Source organism: Geomonas oryzae (genome assembly GCF_004117875.1).
Lineage (GTDB): Bacteria > Desulfobacterota > Desulfuromonadia > Geobacterales > Geobacteraceae > Geomonas > Geomonas oryzae.
The window spans coordinates 244678-261650 of the sequence record NZ_RAHW01000004.1 but is presented as its reverse complement, the minus strand read 5'-3'; the positions used below and the strand labels follow the sequence as shown (position 1 = coordinate 261650).

Below are 16973 nucleotides of genomic sequence, written 5' to 3'. Positions count from 1 at the left end.
CCGCAATTGATCCCAACCAATTGGGTGGACCGGTCTACGCGATGGTAGAAGTCGGGATAGGTTAATAATACGTGGGCGCTCCGCCGGTCAAGCCGCGCCGTTGGTACACCCTGGTGGACCTCAAACAATGAAGGAGAAGGTGTGCAACCTGACAATGCTAATGCTGTGGGGATGATAGCAACTCTAATTTCCACGCTGGGACTGCTTTTGGTCTTTGGGAAGATGCAGCAACAGGCGTCTTGGGGAAAACGAATCGGTATTTCTCTTTTAACAGGCTTCTTTGCCCTAGTGTTCACCTCGATAGGGTTTGGCTACAAATGCCCCTCGTCGTACTTCTCAACCGGAAATCGTAGCTTATTGTTTTCAGCATGTGCAATGGCCATAGGAATATTAATTCCAAATAGAAAAATCGTCCTCACAAGTTGCATTGTAATTGTGATAGCAGGATTTAAGCTGAACATGCACTACGACTACTTAGTAAACAAAACTGGACAGTTTGGGTACGTCGGGACAGATGGCCACGGGTATAATCAAGCATGCCCTGATGAAGGTTCACCTGAAGTCAAGCTAAGGCCGATATGGCACTCCAGATTAACTGAAATCTACAAGGTAGAGCAATGACACGAAATGGAAGTCCTAACCAATCGGGTAGACGCGGTCTCCGCTGATGGATAAATGTTGAAGCCGGTAGAAATTGAGCGTTCCGCCGGTCACCCTTCAGGCGTTAGACAGAGAGAAGATAAATGACGAACAAGAAAAGAAGAAAGGTAGTGTTATCAACTCCTGTGATCCTACAAGTTGAATCACGTTATCCGAAACCGAATAAAACCAAGAAAATGATTTGGCGGACAGCGGTTGCAATTACAGCGTTGGCGTTCATTTTGGGTGGAATAACAACTGGTGAACCAAAAATTATCGGGGGAATGGCGCTGTCTGGAATTGTCTTCGGTACTTGCATGCTTATCGCCCTTGATAAAATGCACAAATCTGGAGAATACCCGCTCGTTTTTACAAGAAGTGGTATTTCCGCTGGTCCATATGTCAACGAGCTATGGGTGGATATAAAATCATATAGTCTAATTGAAGCAAATGATTTGGGCAAATTTACCTTGGGCAAAGACGGAGTCGGAATAAGTCTCCAATTGGAAACAAAGGAAGCAAGAACGGATACCAAATTGGGATCAATATTCCCAACACTGGGTTATTTCTTCGATGAGAATCAAAGGCAAAAAGTTAGACAAATCTTCGCTGAGTTCGGCACCAAATGTAATTGATAGTGAGAACGTCCAACAACGTGGCGGCACTCGGGCTCTGCTTCGCTTCGCCGGTGCGCCCCGGCCCCGTTGAGCAAAAAAGAATTTATGAAAAACATCATTGGCATATTAATTCTTATTGGAAGTGGTGCCCTGAATACATACGTTATTTATGGGAATAGGACAAATTGGAAACACAAGTATTTAAAAGTCACAGCATTGATATCATTAGACATTAGTTTGTTAATTATTGCTTTATTGATTCTGGCTACAAAATAGAAAGCACACATAAACTGATCAACCAGCGCCAAGACCGGCCTTAACAACAGGCCGGTAAGGCTTTTGGAGTTGGCCACAAGAGAGAAAAAGGAAACGATGGGCCGTTTCAAGTGCACAGAATGTTCGGCTACTTTTCCAGAGGAGAGTTTCGCGGCTGAAGAACTCATTTGTGAAGTGGTTGCGGTTTTTGAGACAGGGTGATAAGCAATGAACCGATCTATTTCCAGAGGAGAAGGTTCATGCCACAACATCGCACCCGTCACAGCGCTGAATTTAAGGCCAAGGTAGCCTTGGCTGCCATGTCTGAGTCCAAGACTCTTGCTGAGCTAGCCACCGAGTACGGGGTCCACCCCGCCCAGATCACCCGCTGGAAGCAAGAGCTCGTTCAAAGCGCCTCTGACCTCTTTGGTAAGGGAAAGAAGAAAGAGGTTAACCACGATGCCGAGATAGATGAACTGCACCGCCAGATCGGCAAGCTCAAGGTTGAGAACGATTTTTTGTCCAATCTGCCCGGGCTGAACTTGACCGGGCGCAAAAGCAAAAGGTGATCGCCGCTGGTCACCCTGAAATCTCTGTTGAGCGTCGCTGTGAGCTGTTAGGCGTGCCCCGCGCCAGCTACTACCGCGGCCCCGCAACAGGGTTGAAAATGGATGACCTCGATTTGATGCGCCGCATCGACGAAGTCTATCTGGAGCATCCCTGGATGGGTAGCCGGTCGTTGGCTGGCCAACTAACGACGCCTGAAGCACCTGTGGGCCGGGATCGTGTCCGGCGCCTGATGCTCATAATGGGCATCGAGTCTTTGGCTCCAAAGCCTGGTACCAGCAAGCGGCAACCAAAGCATCCTGTTTATCCGTATCTGCTGCGTGGGCTGACCATTGACCGGCCCAACCAGGTCTGGGCAACGGACATCACCTACATCCCCATGCAAAGGGGATTCATGTACCTGATCGCCATCATGGACTGGGCCACGAGAAAGGTCCTGTCGTGGCGGCTGTCGAACACGCTGGACACGCGGTTCTGCGTCGAAGCGCTGAAAGAAGCTCTCTTCAAGTACGGGGCACCTGAGATGTTCAACACCGACCAGGGCTGCCAGTTTACCAGCGAGGCGTTCACCTCCGTCCTCAAAGCCTGGAACATCAAGATCAGTATGGACGGCAAGGGGCGTTACAAAGACAACATCTTCATCGAACGACTCTGGCGCAGCCTGAAATATGAACGGATCTACCTGAAATCATATGAGTCGGCGGTCGAGCTTTCCAAAGATCTCACAGTTTGGTTCAACTTCTACAACGAGAAACGGGGCCACACGGCACTTGACAAGAAGACCCCTGATGAGGCTTATTCCGAAGGACTTGAGAAACTAAGAGCGGCAGCCTGACGCCGGCAACCACAACAACGACGGGACATTGCTTATTTCATCCCTCAGGCTGTCTCACAAATCCCGGCCACCTCATTTGTCCTTCGTGTGGAGGTCGCTTGGACGCTGAATCCCAGAGTGACTACACCACAGCGGGAAACAAGAGAACATCAACTCCTTCAGAAAAGTGGATGGCTAGAGTTTTGGTGCTAGTGTCAGTCCTCTTTCCGTTCGCAGTGGTTGGTACTTTGGAAGTCTGCGCAAATGTTGTCCCCCATGTTTTGACGCTTGAACTTGCTCGAAAAATCATTTCTATCTCTTTTCTTGTTGCTATAGGCCTGGTGTTTGTAACAACCAGCCAACCTATAAAGTTCCGTACCAACAGAGCCTTGATCAGACTCCCGGTATTATTCATTTATATTGCTATTTCCTTTTTAAATATGTGTCGCTCCTATTGCGACCCGCATTGGTTTGGGGAAGAGTACGATGAAGAAGGGACTGTAGCTGGTTGCACTGATACAAAGGTACCTTCTAGTGAACATCAAAAAGAGAGCCCAACCAGAACAGTTGGAGACGGACTCCGCGAGTCGGTCAGAGCGGGTGCGAAGCCCTGAGAAAGTGAAGTCGCTCGCCGCTCATCTGCCGACCGTTGGCCAAAGAGCGACAAGACATGGGACAAATGCTGCTCCTAGAGATTAGATGGTGCCTGCTCCCCTCTCTTTATCCTCCCGGCTCTCCCACCGATCGCCTCAGTACCATACCATCCTCCGGACGTGCGAGTTTCAACTTCCCACGTACGCGTTGCAAGTCCCACCCAGCAGGTTGCAAGTTACCACCTGCAGGTGACGACTTACCACGTGCAGGTGACAAGTTACCACGTGCAGGTGACAAGTTACCACGTGCAGGTGACAAGTTACCACATGCAGGTGACAAGTTACCATGTGCAGGTGACAAGTTACCATGTGCAGGTGACAAGTTACCATGTGCAGGTGACAAGTTACCATGTGCAGGTGACAAGTTACCATGTGCAGGTGACAAGTTACCATGTGCAGGTGACAAGTTGCCACGTGCAGGTGACAAGTTAACACGTGCGGGTGACAAGTTAACACGTGTAGGTGACGAGTTATCGCGGGCAGGTGACAAATTACCACGGACAGGTACGAGATGACGGCGTACGGGCTGTCATGAAAGGAAGGGAAACCGCCAAGAGAAGAATGAAATGGGGATGTCGAGGGGCACCACAGCTAACCTGATTTTCTCCGCTGTTCCTCTTCCCACCCTATGCAGGCAAGCTCAACGGTGCGGGGAATGGGGCGGGCGCCGGAACCATACGCGCTCACGGTTCTTATCGTGACCCCAAGCTCTCGGCTGGCAGCCGCCAAAGAAAGACCGTTACGGATGCGCCAAACGGTGAACCGGTCCGCGGGTGTTTCCGAGGTCTGCTCGAGCAGGTCGGCCAGAAGGGTGTCAGCTCCGATCTGTATGTCGAATTGAGGCCATTCCGCCTCCCACCCATATTCGCCCAGGACGGCTCCAGAGAAGGCCGCAGGATCCCGCAGAGGTGCAAGCCCGGGTGCAGTGAAGATCGAGTCTTTAAGATTGACCGTGCCGCCGGAGCCGTCTGCGAAACGGACAGAAATACAGAAATCCGCAACAGGAGTCACGGCCGTCAACCTGGGGCGGGTTACCCGTGTAGCGTGTGCCATTGTCTTATCAACTCCTCTTTGTTTTCATCAAGCCATCTCAGTGCGTGACGCAGCACCTTCGCAGGAGCGGCGCCATCAAGTACATCAAGCGTACCCAGGCAGATCACCGCTTCGAAATCCGGCCCCATGAGATGAACATGAGGAGGGTTATGATCCCTCTCCCGCAGCGTGATCCGGAAGTTAGCGAAGCGATACTTTGTAGTCATACAAATATAGAAAATATTTCCATACGTCAAGTATCCCCAGATCCAAAGGGGTCAGTTGAATTCCATTTTGTAGTAAAGGTCCGCGCCGGACTCGGAGCCACTCTGGGTCTCGATCTGGAGACGCTTGAAGATATCGTAGCGGAGCCGGAAGAGGTTTTGGCCGGTGATGAGGGAGCGGCCGTAACTCAGGTAAAGCTTCGGGGTGAGGTACTTGCCGACGGTGAAGAGGGACTCGCCGACGGTGGGCTGCTTCACGCCGCCTGGGGTGGTGGGGAGCTCCTTGTACCCCATGCGGCCGGTGGTCGAGGTGTCGACCCGCTCGAGACCTAGCGTGCTCAGCCCCAGGCGGTCCTTTATCTGCTCCTGCAGCGACTCGGATTTACCCATGGAGAAGAGCGAGGCGGCGGCGGTGGCGAGCATCCCCCCCTGCTCCCCGCTTTCGCCCATCGGATGGCCGAGCACCATGTACGCCAGGATGTCCACCTCGGGCATGGTCGGCTCGGAGTAGAGCTTCACCACCGGGGCCTTCAGGCTCCCGCCTACGGTGACGCCCGCCTTCACGTCGCCCACCGTGCGCAGGGCGAGGACGTCGAGGGTCGGACGGGTCACCGGGTCGTTCACGTAGTAGAGCCTGCCGCGCACGATCTGCAGGTCCATGCCGTAGGCGCGGTAACGCCCCTCCACCACCTTGATCTCGCCGGAACTCTGGATGTCGTCGATCCCGTTCAAGACGAGATCCATGCTCCCGCCAAGCTTCGCGTCGATTCCGGAGGCCTCCACCCGCACCTTGTCCCCGAGCGTCACCTTCACGCGCCCATCGAGTTGCAGCGGGAACGCGGCCTGCTTCGCCTGGGGCGGCGCCCCCTCGAAGATGACGTCCTCGCTCGGGGTGACCATCTTCTGCACCGGCGGGCCGCTCACGAGCATCTCCGGGATGCCGATCTCACCGGCCAGGGTGGCGCGGGTCCCGGTCCCCTCGAAGGTGAGTTGCGGCGAGGTGTACATGGTGAGTTCAGGAAGGTAGACGGTCTGGAAGCGCTGGCCGCTCAGGGTCCCCTGGAAATCCCGTACCTCCCATCCGGCAAGCCGCGCCCTCAGGTTACCCACCAGTTCGCCGCCGCCGGAGACGGCGCGCAGCCGTTCGATGAGAAACAGGTCCTTTTCCAGGCGCGCGGAGAGTTCGACCCCGGTCAGGGTGATCCCGGCACTCGGGAGGTAGGCACCGGCATCGGAGAGGTGCAGGGTTCCCTGCACGGTCGGATCGCCCCAGACGCCCCCCACCTTCAGATCGGCTTCGATGAGGCCGCGGCTCTCCTGCACGAGGCCGGGGAAGAGTGCTGTGAGGAAGCCGTGCTCGCGCAGTTTTCCGGCGAAGCTCCCGCTCACCGCTCCGTTTTGCTCGGGGGTGACCGGGAGTCGGGCGGGCACCGGGAGCCGGAACTCTCCTTTTCCCTGGCCGTATTCGGCGAGCGCGAGGTCGAGGTCGCCGGTCAGTGCGTCGCCGCGCCAGTCGAAGGTGAAACGGGCGGTACGGATGCCTGCGCTTGCCGCACCGTTTGCCCCCTGCCAGGTGGCGCTTCCCTGGGTGAAGATGGCCTCGCCCGCCGCCTCCAGGCGCCTTCCGGCGAGCAGCTTCCCTTGCGCGCTTCCGTCCAGTTCACCCTGCAACTCCAGCGCTCCGGGAAGCCACGGGCGCAAAAGGGCGGGCTTGATGCCGCTCCACTGAACGGTGACGTCGCCGGTCTCCGGGAGTGCGGTGCCGGCGGGGGTCGACGAGGTGAGCGCCGCGGTGAGGCTCCCGCCGGTGTCGAGCCAGAGCTGCGCTTCCCCCTTGGTTCCGGTTTTATCCGCATCGACGGCGAGGGTGAACTGGCTGCCGATCAGCTTCTCCCCTTGCGAGCGGTACTCACCGGTCGCCTCGGCCCGGCCGTGCAGGACGAGTTCCCCTCCCCTTTTCCCTGCGGCGGCAGCGTTCAGCCAGCGGAAGGAGAGGCCGGCCCGGTCGATCGAGGCATCGAACCGATCCCCCTTGTCTTGCCACTTGAAGGTACCGCCGGTGAGCGCGGTGTTCCCCTCCAGGTCCATCTTCCCGCCCGGCAGCAGGCGCCCGTGCGCCTCGGCGTTCAGGCGGCCGTCGAGGATGACTTCCGTCGCGAGGAAGGGACGCAAAAGCGCCAGGTCCAGGTTCGTCAGCAAAAGCGAGACCTCGCCACGGTCGGGTAGCGCGAGCCGTGCGGGACGATCGGAGCGGAAGGCCAGCCGCGCGTTTCCCTCCCCCTTCTCCATGGTGAGGTCGACGGTGGCATCGACTCCACTCTTTCCCCCCTGAACGGTCGCCTCCAAGCGATCGAAGCCGACACGCTTCCCCTCCCTGGCGAAGGCGCCCGCCGCCTCGGCGCGTGCGGAGAGGGCGACGCCCCCGCCGCGGGCAAGGAGAATTTCCAGGCTGCCGGAACTCTCCCCCGTCATCTCGCCGGCGGTGAGCCAGGCGTTGGCGCGGGCGAGGTTCAGGTGCTGCCAGGCGCCGATGAGCTTGCCGGAACGATCGCGGCTCATGTTTCCGGAGAGCTCGATACGTTCGCCGGGGGCACCGTTAAGGACAAGCGGCGTGGTGCTGAAGCGTCCGTTCCCGACGACTACTTGCGCCGGTGCGGCGAGGGCGAACGGGCCGACGCCGTCGTTTCCGGTAAGGCGCGCGAGCTCGCCGCGCCACGTACCGTCGGCGTAGCCGCCGGAGGCCATGAAATCTACGGTGGCGGCCCGGGAGGCAAGGCGCGCCTCCAGGGTGTGCCGCGCCGCGGTCCCTGCGAGGGCGAAGCTTGCCGTGTCCACTCTCAGCCCCGCGGTGCTGAGCGCCGACGCCGTCCCGGTCAGCTGCACCGGATGGTCCTTCCCCTCGCTAAGGGTGGCGGAGAGCTGCACCGCCCCGGCAGTGGCGCCTCCTGCGGCGAGGTTTTGCCCGGCCCCAGTTGCCGCGCCGGAGAGCATCCCGTCGCGCCAGCGCAGCCACCCCTCCGTCTTGAGCGCCCCGGCGCTTCCCGGCAGCAGCGAGGAGAGGTCACCCACGTCGGCGGCGAAATCGAAACGCCGGTCGACCTCGCCGTGGCCCGAGAACCGGAAGCCCCGGCCGGCGAGGAGGAGGCGTTTCACGGCGAGGCGCGCCCCCTCGAAGCCCCCTTCCAGTTCGCCGGAGAGCTCGCGCCCCTTGAGCCTGCTTTGTAATAGGTGCGCCCGGAGCGCACCGGATACGGGACCGCCGCCCGTCTGCCCGATCGAGCCGTTTATGTCGAGGTTCACCTTACCGTCCCAGTCGGCGGCAAGGCGCGAGGGGTCGAGCCCGCGCCCGGAAAGGTTCCCGGCCACCTTCCACCCGCGGCTCCAGTCCACGTCGAGCGCGCCGCGCACGCTACCCTTCAGCCAGTTGCCGGAAAGGGGCGCCAAGCGCACGCCGCTCTTGCCGCCGCGGTAGTGCGCCGCGAGTCCCATGTTCTCCCAGCCGGTCCCCTTGTTGGTGAGCGCGAAGGTGCCGGTATAGGCGGAGGGGATCCCGGAAAAGGTGAGCGTGCCGTTCAAAACGGCGGGACGGTCGAGCTCCTTCGAAAGGTCCAGATGGTCCGCGGCGAGCGCGAGGGCGAAGAGGGGTTCCGAAACGGTGAGGGTCATGCTCCCGTTGCCGGTGAGGGTCCCGGGGCGCCCGGGGCGGAAGAGGCGCAGCGACCTTAAGTTGAAGCCGGTACGGGTGACGCCGAGCTCTCCGTTCACCTCCAGGCGGCGAGCCCCTCCCCTTTTCCCCTCGAGTTCCACCGGTCCGGCAAGCTGCTCCGGTGCACGACCGGGAACAAGGCGTGCCTTGACTGAGACGGCGTCGCGATCGGCCACGGGGGTCGCCGGGGCGAGTTGCAGGTCGAGCCTCAGCGACGGCTGCCGGAGCCCCGCCTCGACAAGGCCGGTCACCTTGCCGTTTTCCAGGGAGAGGCTCCCCCCCGAGAGGGTCAAAAGACCGTCTTTCAGGGTCATCCCGGCGGCCAGCTCTTTTAACACGAACGGCTCTCCCTGCTGGTGGCGGTAGCTCACCCCCTTTACCGAGATGCGCTCCACGCGGGCGTCCAGGCGGCGCAAAAGGGCGCCAGGCTTCGGCCAGGCGAGATCGGGGGCCTTGGCGGAAAGCGGCGTGTCATCCTTTATGCGCACCGAGGCGACCCCTATCTCGTGCACCAAAAGCTCGCCCCGGAAGAGTCGCTCAGGCTCCCAGGAAAGCTCGAGGCGCTCGACCTCGACGACCAGGTTCGGTCGGGAAAGGCGCAGTCCTTTGACGAGGAGCCGGTCGCGAAGGCGCCCCTCCACCTGTTGCACGCTCGCCTTCCCCCCCATACCGGCAAGGGTGACCAGGGCGAAACGCGCCCCGGAACTCGTGTAGACGAGCCAGGCCGCCCCGCCGGCCAAGAGCAGGGAAAGGCCGACCGCGGGGGCCGCTATGTAGAGTGCGACGCGTTTCAAAATTCGAACCCCACGGTGAAATGGATACGAAAGAGACGGGATTCATCCAAGGGCTTCGCGAAGTAAAGGTTCAGCCCCCCCACCGGCGTGTAGTAGTGCGCCCCTATCCCCACCCCCTGGTGCAGATCCATGCGCGCGTAATCGTTGAAGGCGTTGCCGATGTCGTGGAACAGGGAGACGCCCCAGTTCTTGAACAGCGCACGCTCCACCTCCATGCTCCCGACCAGGAGGTGCTTGCCGCCCACCACCTTGCCCGAGGAGTCCTTGGGACCGAGGCTCTGGTAGGCGTAGCCGCGCACGCTCTGGTCGCCGCCGGCGAAGAAGCGGAGCGAGGGGGGAAGCTCGGCGAAGGGGTCGGTGAGGACGCTGTACCCCACGTTGCCCCGGGCATGGAAGTCAAGGCGCCAGGGGAGCGGGACGAGGACGCTCGCGTTGCCGATGAACTGCCCAAGCCCGACATCCGAGCCGAAATAGGGGTGCGCGCCGCGCAGGTCGAAGGAGAGGCGGTAGCCCAGGGTCGGGCGGATCATGTCGTTGAAGCGCTCCTTGGAGAAGCGGAAACCCGGGAGCACCAGGCGGGAGCGCGAATCCGCCGTCCCGACGGTGTAAAACTCCTCCTGGAACTTCACGTAGACGGTGGCGACTTCGCCCCGCCCAAGGCCGAAGGTGCGGTCGAGCTCGAGGGCGGCAAGGCGGCTTTGGTAGGTGGAGACGTCCTCCTGCTGCAGGTTCAGCTGTATCGCGCTCGAGCTGCGGTGGTCGGTTTCGTCAGGTATGGTGTAGCGGCCGGCGAAGCCCTGCAGCCTCTCGGCGACGTAGATGCTGAGGTCGAGGTCGTTTCCTTCGTGGGCAAGGTTCAGATCGCGGTAGCGCACGGAGAAGCGTCCGCCGGTATCGGTGCCGTAGCCGACGCCGGGGCGCAGGGTGCGGCGCGGCGCGGCGGTGAGCCGGATAAGCACCGGCACCTTCTGGTCCTTCGCCTCCTCGCGCTGAGGCGTCACCACCACCTGGCGGAAACGCTCGGAGTTGGCGAAGTTCAACTGGGTCTCCCCGAGTTTCGCGTAGGAGAAGGGGTCCCCCTCCTTGAAGGCGACGAAGCGCTTTAAAAAGACCTGCGGATAGTCGGGGGCTCCCTCGATGCGGACGCCGTCGAAGCGGTAGCGCGCGCCGGTTTCCATGGTGAGGAGGATGCGGGCCGTGGCGAGGTCGGGGGCGATGCGGATCTCGTGGCGGGAGAAGGAGGCGTCCAGGTACCCAAGGGTCTGCGCCTGCGACTGCAGGGCTCCCTTGCCCCGCTCGTACTCGGGCTGGGACAGCACCTCGCCCCGGCGCACCGGGAAGGAGGTGACCAGATGGGCGAGCTCCTTTTCCTTTTTCCCGCTCCCTTCAAGCCTCACCTCGACCTCGGCCACACGCACCGGCTCGCCCGGCTCCACCGTCACCGCAAGAACGCTTTTCCCCTTCCCGCCCCCCTGCACCGCCGCAGTCACCCTGGCGCGGTAGTAGCCGTAGGGCTGCAGCGCCACCCGCGCCTTTTCCGGCGCCTGGCGCGCGAAACGCTCGAGCCAGAGCCGGTCCACCTTTCCCTCACGCACAAGTCCGTGCGGCAGAGTTAGCGCCTGGCGCACGTTTTCCAGCGCGTCCCCCTCGACGCCGGAGATCTCCACCTCGACCGGCTCGGCGGCGTGCGCGGGCGCGGCCTGGGCGAGGCTCCAGGAGAAAGCGAGGGCAAGCACGAGGTATGTGGGAAGGGGTTTCGGCATGTGACACCACGTCATAGGTCCGCGCCGACGGCTACTTTGGCGACGGAACGCAGACTCAGATGGGAGGCGGCTAACCTTAGGATTTTGGACCCATGAAGTTTACCATGTAAATCTGCGCTGTTGTCCTTGAAGACGTTTTTCCGTAAGCGCGGCTGCGGCATGTGGTGAAGCGAGGTGACAGCCGCGGCAAACGCTGTGACTGCCCTTGGATCTTCCCGGCGGGACAAGTGCCGTCACGACACGACTTAGCCCCTCTCGGGCGAAGACTCGATGCTTCCTGCTCACGGAGCGCGCGGTGCTGTGAGCGTCTCCCGCAGCGCAGTTAGATCCGGGAAAAAAGCTCTTCCAGTCCGCCCCCGCGTAACTCTGATATAATGTCAGCAGCAGGTATCAGAGCCGTCACGAGGTAGCTCATGCCGCACGAAGTCCAGCACGAAGAAGACGCCCCCCGTATCCGCGAGATGATCATCGACGACCTCCCCGAGGTGTTCCACATCGGCGAGGAGGTCTTCACCGCCGAGTACTCCCAGAGCCTCTACCGCACCTGGGACGAGTACGAAATCACCACCCTCTTCAACTCCGACAACGAACTCTGCATCGTCGCCGAGCACGAGGAGCGCATCGTCGGCTTCGCCCTCGGGACCACGGTGAAAAAGCACAACTCCCCCTGGAAGTACGGCTACCTGGTGTGGCTCGGCGTGCGCCGCGAACTCCAGAAGCTGCGCGTAGGCGAGCGCCTTTTCAAGGAACTGAAGAGGCGCTTCAAGGAGCAGGGGGTGCGCATGATCATCATCGACACCTCGGCCGACAACGAAGCCGCCATCCGCTTCTTCAAAAAGCACGGCTTCGACAACGTGCAGGAGCACGTCTACATGACCCTCAACCTCTCCAAACGTCACAAGAAAAGATCGGTGAAGAAGCAATGAGCGGGCGCCTAGCCGAGGTGATGGCCGCCATCGATCCGGTCCGCCTCAAAGGGACCCTCACCGACATGCTCGACGTCTACTCCCCTTCCGGGAAGGAAGAGGACGTGCAGCTCTACCTGGAGGACCTCCTCTCACGCGCCGGCTTCACCGTGGAGCGCCAGGAGGTCGAGGAGGAGCGCTACAACCTGCGTGTGACCATGGGGGAGGACGAGCCGGAACTCTACCTGGTGGGTCATGTGGACACGGTCCCGGCCTGGGACCTGGAGGAATTCGGCGCGCGCGAAGAAGGGGACATCGTGCGTGGTCTGGGGAGCGCCGACATGAAGGGTGGGTGTGCGGCGATGCTCGAGACCTGGTTCGCCATGGCCCAGGCGCTGAAGCCGGCCCGCCGCCCGAACGTCGGGCTTTTGCTGGTGGTCGGCGAGGAGGAAAACGGCGACGGCAGCGCCGCCTTCCTGAAGCGCTGCCGACCTTCCTGGGCGGTGATCGGGGAGCCGACGAGCCTCTCCGCCTGTTTCGCCCACTTCGGCTACCTCGAGGCGGGGTTCGTCACCCGGGGGGTCCGGAGCCACTCCTCGCTTCCCGAGCTCGGGCACAACGCCGTGGAGAGCATGCTGCGTGTGCTTTTGCACCTCGGCAAGGACCCGCTTTTCAAGCGCGGCGCCTCCGAGATCGTCTACTCGGTCCGCGAGATGCACTCATCCCAGAAGGGGTTCGTGGTGCCGGACCGCTGCGAGACCTGGATCGACCTGCACCTGCCGCCGGAGCGCGACCCCGCCTCGGTGGAACAGGGGATCCGGCGCGCCGTAGCCGGGGCCGGGCAGTTCATCCCCGGGCTCGACCTGTCGGTCAGCTTCGACTTCGCCTCGGCCGGGTACAACCTCGGCACCGACAACGCCCCGGCAAGGATCCTCGAGGAGGTCTACCGTACCCTCGGCCTCACCTTGCGCTTCGACGCCTTCCGCTCCCATTCCGACGGGAACCTTTTCCACGCCGCCGGGTGCCGTCCTCTCATCCTGGGGCCCGGGGCGCTGGAACTCGCGCACACCCCGGAGGAACAGGTCCCCTTCCCCGAGGTGCTGGCGGCAGCGCGCATCTACGCGGCGCTTTGCCTCGGCATGGACCGATACGCAGCGCTTAGGGTCGAGGACAGGGGAACCATCGTGGGCTTCGACAGGCAGGCCTGCTGGGCCGGGTGCAGAAGGGATCAGTAGGAGTTGCTCATCCCCTTGTGGCAGCGCCTGCAGTCGTTCATGGGGAAGGCGACCAGCATGTGGCAGACACCGCAGAAGTTCCCGTAGATGTTGGTTTCCATGGTGAAGGCGGTGGTGGATTTGACCTTGATGTTGAAGACGTCGGGGTGGCAGGAGGAGCAGTCGAGTTCGGCGTAGTGGTCCTGGTGCGAGAAGCTCACGTCGCTGCGCGGCGAGGTGGTGCCGAGTTTGAGGGGTTTTTTCAGTTTCTCCGGAAAGGGGAGCGTCACCTGGCCGGCAAGCGAGTTGACCGGGCGGATGTTCCCCTCGTTGTAGGCGGTGGCCCAGTCGATGCCGTTGCCGAAGGTTGCCAGCGGCATCCCTTCCGCGAACTCCGCGAAGCGCTTGTTGAGCTCCTTCGTGTTCGCCATGTGGCACCGCTTGCACTGCTCATTCGCGCCCGCCTGGACGGTGAAGGCGGTGGTGCCGTCATGACAGGCGCCGCAGAACTTGCCGCTCGTGTACTGGGCCCTGGTGATCCCGGTGTCGCCGCGCCGCATGCCGAAGTTGAGCTCCATGTGGCAGACCCGGCAGGTGTAGCGCGCCCGGTGCACCCAATGGGGAAAGACCACCGGCGCCATCCCGGCCGCCTTCGCCCTGCTGCGCATGGTGACGTTGCCGTACCGCTCGAAGGGGCCGTTCGGGGGGATGGTCTGCAGGACCTTGGCGAGTTCGGCGCGGTCCATGGCAGAGGCACCCGCGTAGAGTGCAAGCGCCAGTGCGAACCCCACCGCCGCCGTTACCGACACCCTCGTCACCATCCGCAAGCCCCCCGGTTTCATCTCCCCTCCTGACCGACGCACCCTATTGGGCCTGGCCGCTTTGCTTGTACTCCAGCATGTAGGCGTAAAGGTTGCGGCAAAGTGCGAGCCGCTTCAGGTACACCTTTCTTACCGACTCCTCCTGCACCTCGATGACCTTTTGCAGCGCCTCGCACTTCGCCAGGAGGTCGCGCAGTTCCTTAACCGACATGGTCATCGCCTGGTCCGTCTTAGAGCAGGCGGCCTCGAAATCGGTGCGCCAGGATTCCTCCGCCGCTGCCGGCTGCACCAGGGCGAGGGCGAGGACGAACGCTGCAGTCGCTTTCTTCCAGTTAGCGGTCATGGCTCACCCCGCAACCGGCTTCGCATGGCAGCGCTTGCAGTCGCTCTGCGGGAAGGCGACCTTGTCGTGGCATACGCCGCAGTACTTGCCGTCGAACAGGTCGATCATGGAGTACTTGGTCGCCCCTTTCCTGATGCCGACGAAGATGTCGGGGTGGCAGACCTCGCAGCCGTTCCAGACCGTGTGCTTTGCGTGGGAGAAGATGATGTCGGGCATCCCCTCGACTTTTCCCTTCAGGGTGAAATCCTTCTGCACCTTCATGGTCCCCTTCTTCAGGGAGACCCCTTCGAGAGTGTCCACCAATTTGATCTGCCCCATCTCCTCGGCCTTTTCCCAGTTGATGCCGTTACCGAAGGTCTCGCGCGGCATCCTGTCCTGGAAGCGGTAGAACGCCTCCTCCCGGACCGGGTCCTTCTCCAGGGCATGGCACTTCACGCAGCGCTTGTACTCCTCGCGGTTATAGGTGGTGGCGCAGGAGGCGAAGATCTTGGTCTTGTTGAAGGTGGAGGAGCCGTTGTGGCAGGCACCGCAGAAAAACCCTTTGCCGTTGTCGGCGGCGTGGATCTGGGTGGAATTGGCGGTCATGCCGAAGCCTATGTCGACATGGCAGAGGCGGCAGGTGTAGTTCTTTCTGTGCACCCAGTGGTCGAACACCACCGGCGGCATCCCGGCCTGCTGCGAATAGTTGTTGATGGTGACGCTCCCGAAGTCCTGAGGCAGCGGCTTTTTCTTCTTCATCCCCGCGCCCCAAAGGACGCCGGCGCAGCATAAAAGGATCAGACAGGCAAGAAACAGTCTTCGCATGGCACTCCCCCCAGTCATCCCGGACAACGGGAAGACATCATTATCATCAGCAAATGTGTTCAATCTATTCCAAACATTCACATATGACAAGACTTATTTTAATGCCTTTTTGATGAAAGGCAACACAGGATCGGGGCGATGCCTATGCCTCTCCTCGCATCCACGTTGTCGTCAGGCCGGACGGGGCTTGCCCTTACGGTGCGGTTTACGGTAAGCTCTCGTATCATCAAAACCTCAAGGCGGTAGAACGTGTATCGAGCAGTACCTTCCGTTGTGGCAGTGATCCTCGTACTGATCCTTTCCTTTCCCATACCTTCCCCGGCCGGCACGGTGAAGACCGGAGCCGAGGTACTGAGCGAGCAGAATTTCCTCCCTCTGCAGGGGAAGCGCTTCGCCCTGGTCACCAACCAGTCGGCGGTGGTAGGCGGCACCCACATCATCGAGTTGATGCGGCAAAAAGGGGTGCATCCGGCGCTCATCTTCACCCCCGAACACGGCCTCAAGGGGAACGCCGAAGACGGCGTGAAGCTCTCAGACGACGACAGCGCGACCATCCCGGTGAAAAGCCTGTACGGCGTAACGAAGAAGCCGCGTCCGGAGGACCTGAAGGGGATCGACCTCATCGTCTTCGACATCCAGGACGCCGGCGTGCGCTTTTACACCTACATTTCCACCATGGGGCTCGCCATGGAGGCGGCGGCGCAGGCGGGCATCCCTTTCATGGTGCTCGACCGACCAAACCCGCTGGGCGGGGACTACGTGGCGGGCTTCGTGCGCGACAAGATTCCGGGGAGCTTCACCTCGCTCTATCCCATTCCGCTCGCGCACGGCATGACGGTAGGCGAGCTTGCGGGGATGATCAAGGGGGAAGCGATGCTGCCGGGGCTTGCCCGGCTCGAGCTATCCGTGGTGCGCATGCAGGGGTGGGAGCGCGGCATGCGCTGGCCCGACACCGCCCTCGCCTGGGTGGCAACGAGCCCCAACCTGGCCGCGCTCGAGTCGGTGCTGCTCTACCCGGGGACGGGACTTTTGGAGGGGACCGGCGCCTCGGAAGGGCGCGGCAGCGGCACGCCTTTCAGGCTCGCGGGGTGGCCCGGCATCGACGCGAACGCGCTCGCTAAGCGTCTGAACGAACTGCAGCTCCCCGGGCTGCACTTTACCCCGGTGCTGTTCACGCCGGTCCGGCTCCCCGGCATCTCAAGCGCGCCCAAGTACCGGGACCGCGAGGTGGCCGGGGTGAGCATAAGCATCACCGATTACCGGAAGCTCCTCCCGGTCGAGACGGGTGTCGCCGTCCTGAAGGCGCTCCAGGAGGCGCTCCCGGAGAAGGCGCGCGCCGCGTTCTTCCGGGTCGGCTTTGACGACATGGCGGGATCGGCCGAGCTGCGCAAGGCGCTCGTGGCGGGGCTGTCGGCACAACAGGTCGAGCTTCTCTGGACCCCCGGGGTGGAGGCCTTCCTGGAGCGGCGCCGCCCCTACCTGCTTTACTGAGATGGAAAAAAATGGGGGTACCCGCTGGGGTACCCCCGGTGCAACGTGGGTATCGGCCGCACTGCGCACATTCCTTCAGGGAATTCTGCCGGACCGCCTTCTGGCGCCTTCTACCCGGCGCAAAGCCGGGCCTGGCGCACTTCTGTGCCCCGGCATCCATATGCGTCAACACCTGTCGCTTATCGCCGTCCCCTTCCGCTACTTGAGCACTATTTTCCCGACACCTCCCCCACCACTCTCAATCAAGCCTCCCCTACAGACTTTAAGCATCAGGTTTTGCGTACTTTTAAAGGCAAAAAACCCTAAATTACCGTGACGTGTTGCCGATACG

The 16973-nt window shown here is 61.3% G+C and carries 15 protein-coding genes; 8 read left to right on the top strand and 7 right to left on the bottom strand.

The annotated features are described in order from the left end of the window. Positions 1–141: 141 nt before the first annotated feature. The 5 genes from D6Z24_RS11885 to D6Z24_RS21510 all read left to right on the top strand — a co-directional run bounded on the left by D6Z24_RS11885 (position 142) and on the right by D6Z24_RS21510 (position 3977). Complete coding sequence (locus D6Z24_RS11885) at positions 142–621, top strand: hypothetical protein (RefSeq protein WP_129126807.1); 480 nt, start codon at positions 142–144, stop codon at positions 619–621. 122 nt (positions 622–743) lie between these two features. Then, on the top strand, positions 744–1274 hold the full coding sequence (locus D6Z24_RS11880; protein ID WP_129126806.1) for a hypothetical protein: 531 nt from the start codon (positions 744–746) through the stop codon (positions 1272–1274). A 497-nt stretch (positions 1275–1771) separates the two neighbouring features. Continuing rightward, positions 1772–2913, top strand: a protein-coding gene (locus D6Z24_RS11875; RefSeq protein WP_407925418.1) for an IS3 family transposase whose coding sequence is annotated in 2 segments (ribosomal slippage) — positions 1772–2033 and positions 2033–2913 — 1143 coding nt in all. Because the reading frame shifts where the segments join, the coding sequence is not laid out codon by codon here. Between the two features lie 98 nt (positions 2914–3011). Beyond that, positions 3012–3506: a hypothetical protein gene (locus D6Z24_RS11870; RefSeq protein ID WP_129126804.1), complete on the top strand. Its 495-nt coding sequence runs from the start codon at positions 3012–3014 to the stop codon at positions 3504–3506. Positions 3507–3734: 228 nt separating this feature from the next. Then, the gene (locus tag D6Z24_RS21510; RefSeq protein WP_162605124.1) at positions 3735–3977 is read left to right on the top strand and encodes a hypothetical protein; all 243 of its coding nucleotides are present in this window, start codon (positions 3735–3737) and stop codon (positions 3975–3977) included. A gap of 159 nt (positions 3978–4136) precedes the next feature. Here the strand turns inward: D6Z24_RS21510 and D6Z24_RS11860 are convergent, their stop codons facing one another. The 4 genes from D6Z24_RS11860 to D6Z24_RS11845 all read right to left on the bottom strand — a co-directional run bounded on the left by D6Z24_RS11860 (position 4137) and on the right by D6Z24_RS11845 (position 11064). Further along, complete coding sequence (locus D6Z24_RS11860; RefSeq protein WP_129126802.1) at positions 4137–4598, bottom strand: DUF2442 domain-containing protein; 462 nt, start codon at positions 4596–4598, stop codon at positions 4137–4139. Further along, positions 4577–4726 (bottom strand): DUF4160 domain-containing protein, encoded by a 150-nt coding sequence (locus D6Z24_RS22025; protein ID WP_342782871.1) that lies wholly within the window; start codon positions 4724–4726, stop codon positions 4577–4579. The genes D6Z24_RS11860 and D6Z24_RS22025 overlap by 22 nt, the downstream gene beginning before the upstream one ends. A 129-nt stretch (positions 4727–4855) precedes the next feature. Next, positions 4856–9301 carry a translocation/assembly module TamB domain-containing protein gene (locus D6Z24_RS11850; protein ID WP_198419546.1) on the bottom strand — a complete coding sequence of 1482 codons (4446 nt, stop codon included), beginning with the start codon at positions 9299–9301 and terminating at the stop codon, positions 4856–4858. Continuing rightward, the gene (locus tag D6Z24_RS11845) at positions 9298–11064 is read right to left on the bottom strand and encodes an autotransporter assembly complex protein TamA (RefSeq protein WP_246014651.1); all 1767 of its coding nucleotides are present in this window, start codon (positions 11062–11064) and stop codon (positions 9298–9300) included. The genes D6Z24_RS11850 and D6Z24_RS11845 overlap by 4 nt, the downstream gene beginning before the upstream one ends. Positions 11065–11477: 413 nt before the next feature. On the opposite strand from D6Z24_RS11845, the gene D6Z24_RS11840 reads away from it, so the two are divergent. Then, positions 11478–11990 carry a GNAT family N-acetyltransferase gene (locus D6Z24_RS11840; protein WP_129126800.1) on the top strand — a complete coding sequence of 171 codons (513 nt, stop codon included), beginning with the start codon at positions 11478–11480 and terminating at the stop codon, positions 11988–11990. Continuing rightward, a complete protein-coding gene (locus tag D6Z24_RS11835; RefSeq protein ID WP_129126799.1) occupies positions 11987–13204 on the top strand; it encodes a M20 family metallopeptidase in 1218 nt (405 codons plus the stop codon). The genes D6Z24_RS11840 and D6Z24_RS11835 overlap by 4 nt, the downstream gene beginning before the upstream one ends. Here D6Z24_RS11835 and D6Z24_RS11830 read toward each other — a convergent pair. From D6Z24_RS11830 to D6Z24_RS11820, 3 genes are read right to left on the bottom strand one after another with little or no spacing between them, the layout of a single operon-like run. After that, positions 13198–14025: a c(7)-type cytochrome triheme domain-containing protein gene (locus tag D6Z24_RS11830; protein ID WP_246014650.1), complete on the bottom strand. Its 828-nt coding sequence runs from the start codon at positions 14023–14025 to the stop codon at positions 13198–13200. The two genes, D6Z24_RS11835 and D6Z24_RS11830, sit on opposite strands and share 7 nt — an antisense overlap. A 22-nt stretch (positions 14026–14047) precedes the next feature. Continuing rightward, positions 14048–14347 (bottom strand): hypothetical protein, encoded by a 300-nt coding sequence (locus D6Z24_RS11825; protein ID WP_129126798.1) that lies wholly within the window; start codon positions 14345–14347, stop codon positions 14048–14050. Positions 14348–14350: 3 nt separating this feature from the next. Continuing rightward, positions 14351–15151 (bottom strand): c(7)-type cytochrome triheme domain-containing protein, encoded by an 801-nt coding sequence (locus D6Z24_RS11820; RefSeq protein WP_129126797.1) that lies wholly within the window; start codon positions 15149–15151, stop codon positions 14351–14353. 249 nt (positions 15152–15400) lie between these two features. Between D6Z24_RS11820 and D6Z24_RS11815 the strand changes: the two genes are divergently transcribed. Beyond that, positions 15401–16642, top strand: a complete 1242-nt coding sequence (locus D6Z24_RS11815; protein WP_129126796.1) for an exo-beta-N-acetylmuramidase NamZ family protein — start codon at positions 15401–15403, stop codon at positions 16640–16642. Positions 16643–16973: the final 331 nt, after the last annotated feature.

What these genes read in the sequence shown, in the direction of transcription:
- D6Z24_RS11880 (WP_129126806.1), top strand. Translation starts at nt 744, where the DNA reads ATGACGAACAAGAAAAGAAGAAAGGTAGTGTTATCAACTCCTGTGATC.
- D6Z24_RS11860 (WP_129126802.1), bottom strand. Translation starts at nt 4,598, where the DNA reads ATGGCACACGCTACACGGGTAACCCGCCCCAGGTTGACGGCCGTGACT.
- D6Z24_RS22025 (WP_342782871.1), bottom strand. Translation starts at nt 4,726, where the DNA reads ATGGGGCCGGATTTCGAAGCGGTGATCTGCCTGGGTACGCTTGATGTA.
- D6Z24_RS11845 (WP_246014651.1), bottom strand. Translation starts at nt 11,064, where the DNA reads ATGCCGAAACCCCTTCCCACATACCTCGTGCTTGCCCTCGCTTTCTCC.
- D6Z24_RS11840 (WP_129126800.1), top strand. Translation starts at nt 11,478, where the DNA reads ATGCCGCACGAAGTCCAGCACGAAGAAGACGCCCCCCGTATCCGCGAG.
- D6Z24_RS11835 (WP_129126799.1), top strand. Translation starts at nt 11,987, where the DNA reads ATGAGCGGGCGCCTAGCCGAGGTGATGGCCGCCATCGATCCGGTCCGC.
- D6Z24_RS11830 (WP_246014650.1), bottom strand. Translation starts at nt 14,025, where the DNA reads ATGAAACCGGGGGGCTTGCGGATGGTGACGAGGGTGTCGGTAACGGCG.
- D6Z24_RS11825 (WP_129126798.1), bottom strand. Translation starts at nt 14,347, where the DNA reads ATGACCGCTAACTGGAAGAAAGCGACTGCAGCGTTCGTCCTCGCCCTC.
- D6Z24_RS11820 (WP_129126797.1), bottom strand. Translation starts at nt 15,151, where the DNA reads ATGCGAAGACTGTTTCTTGCCTGTCTGATCCTTTTATGCTGCGCCGGC.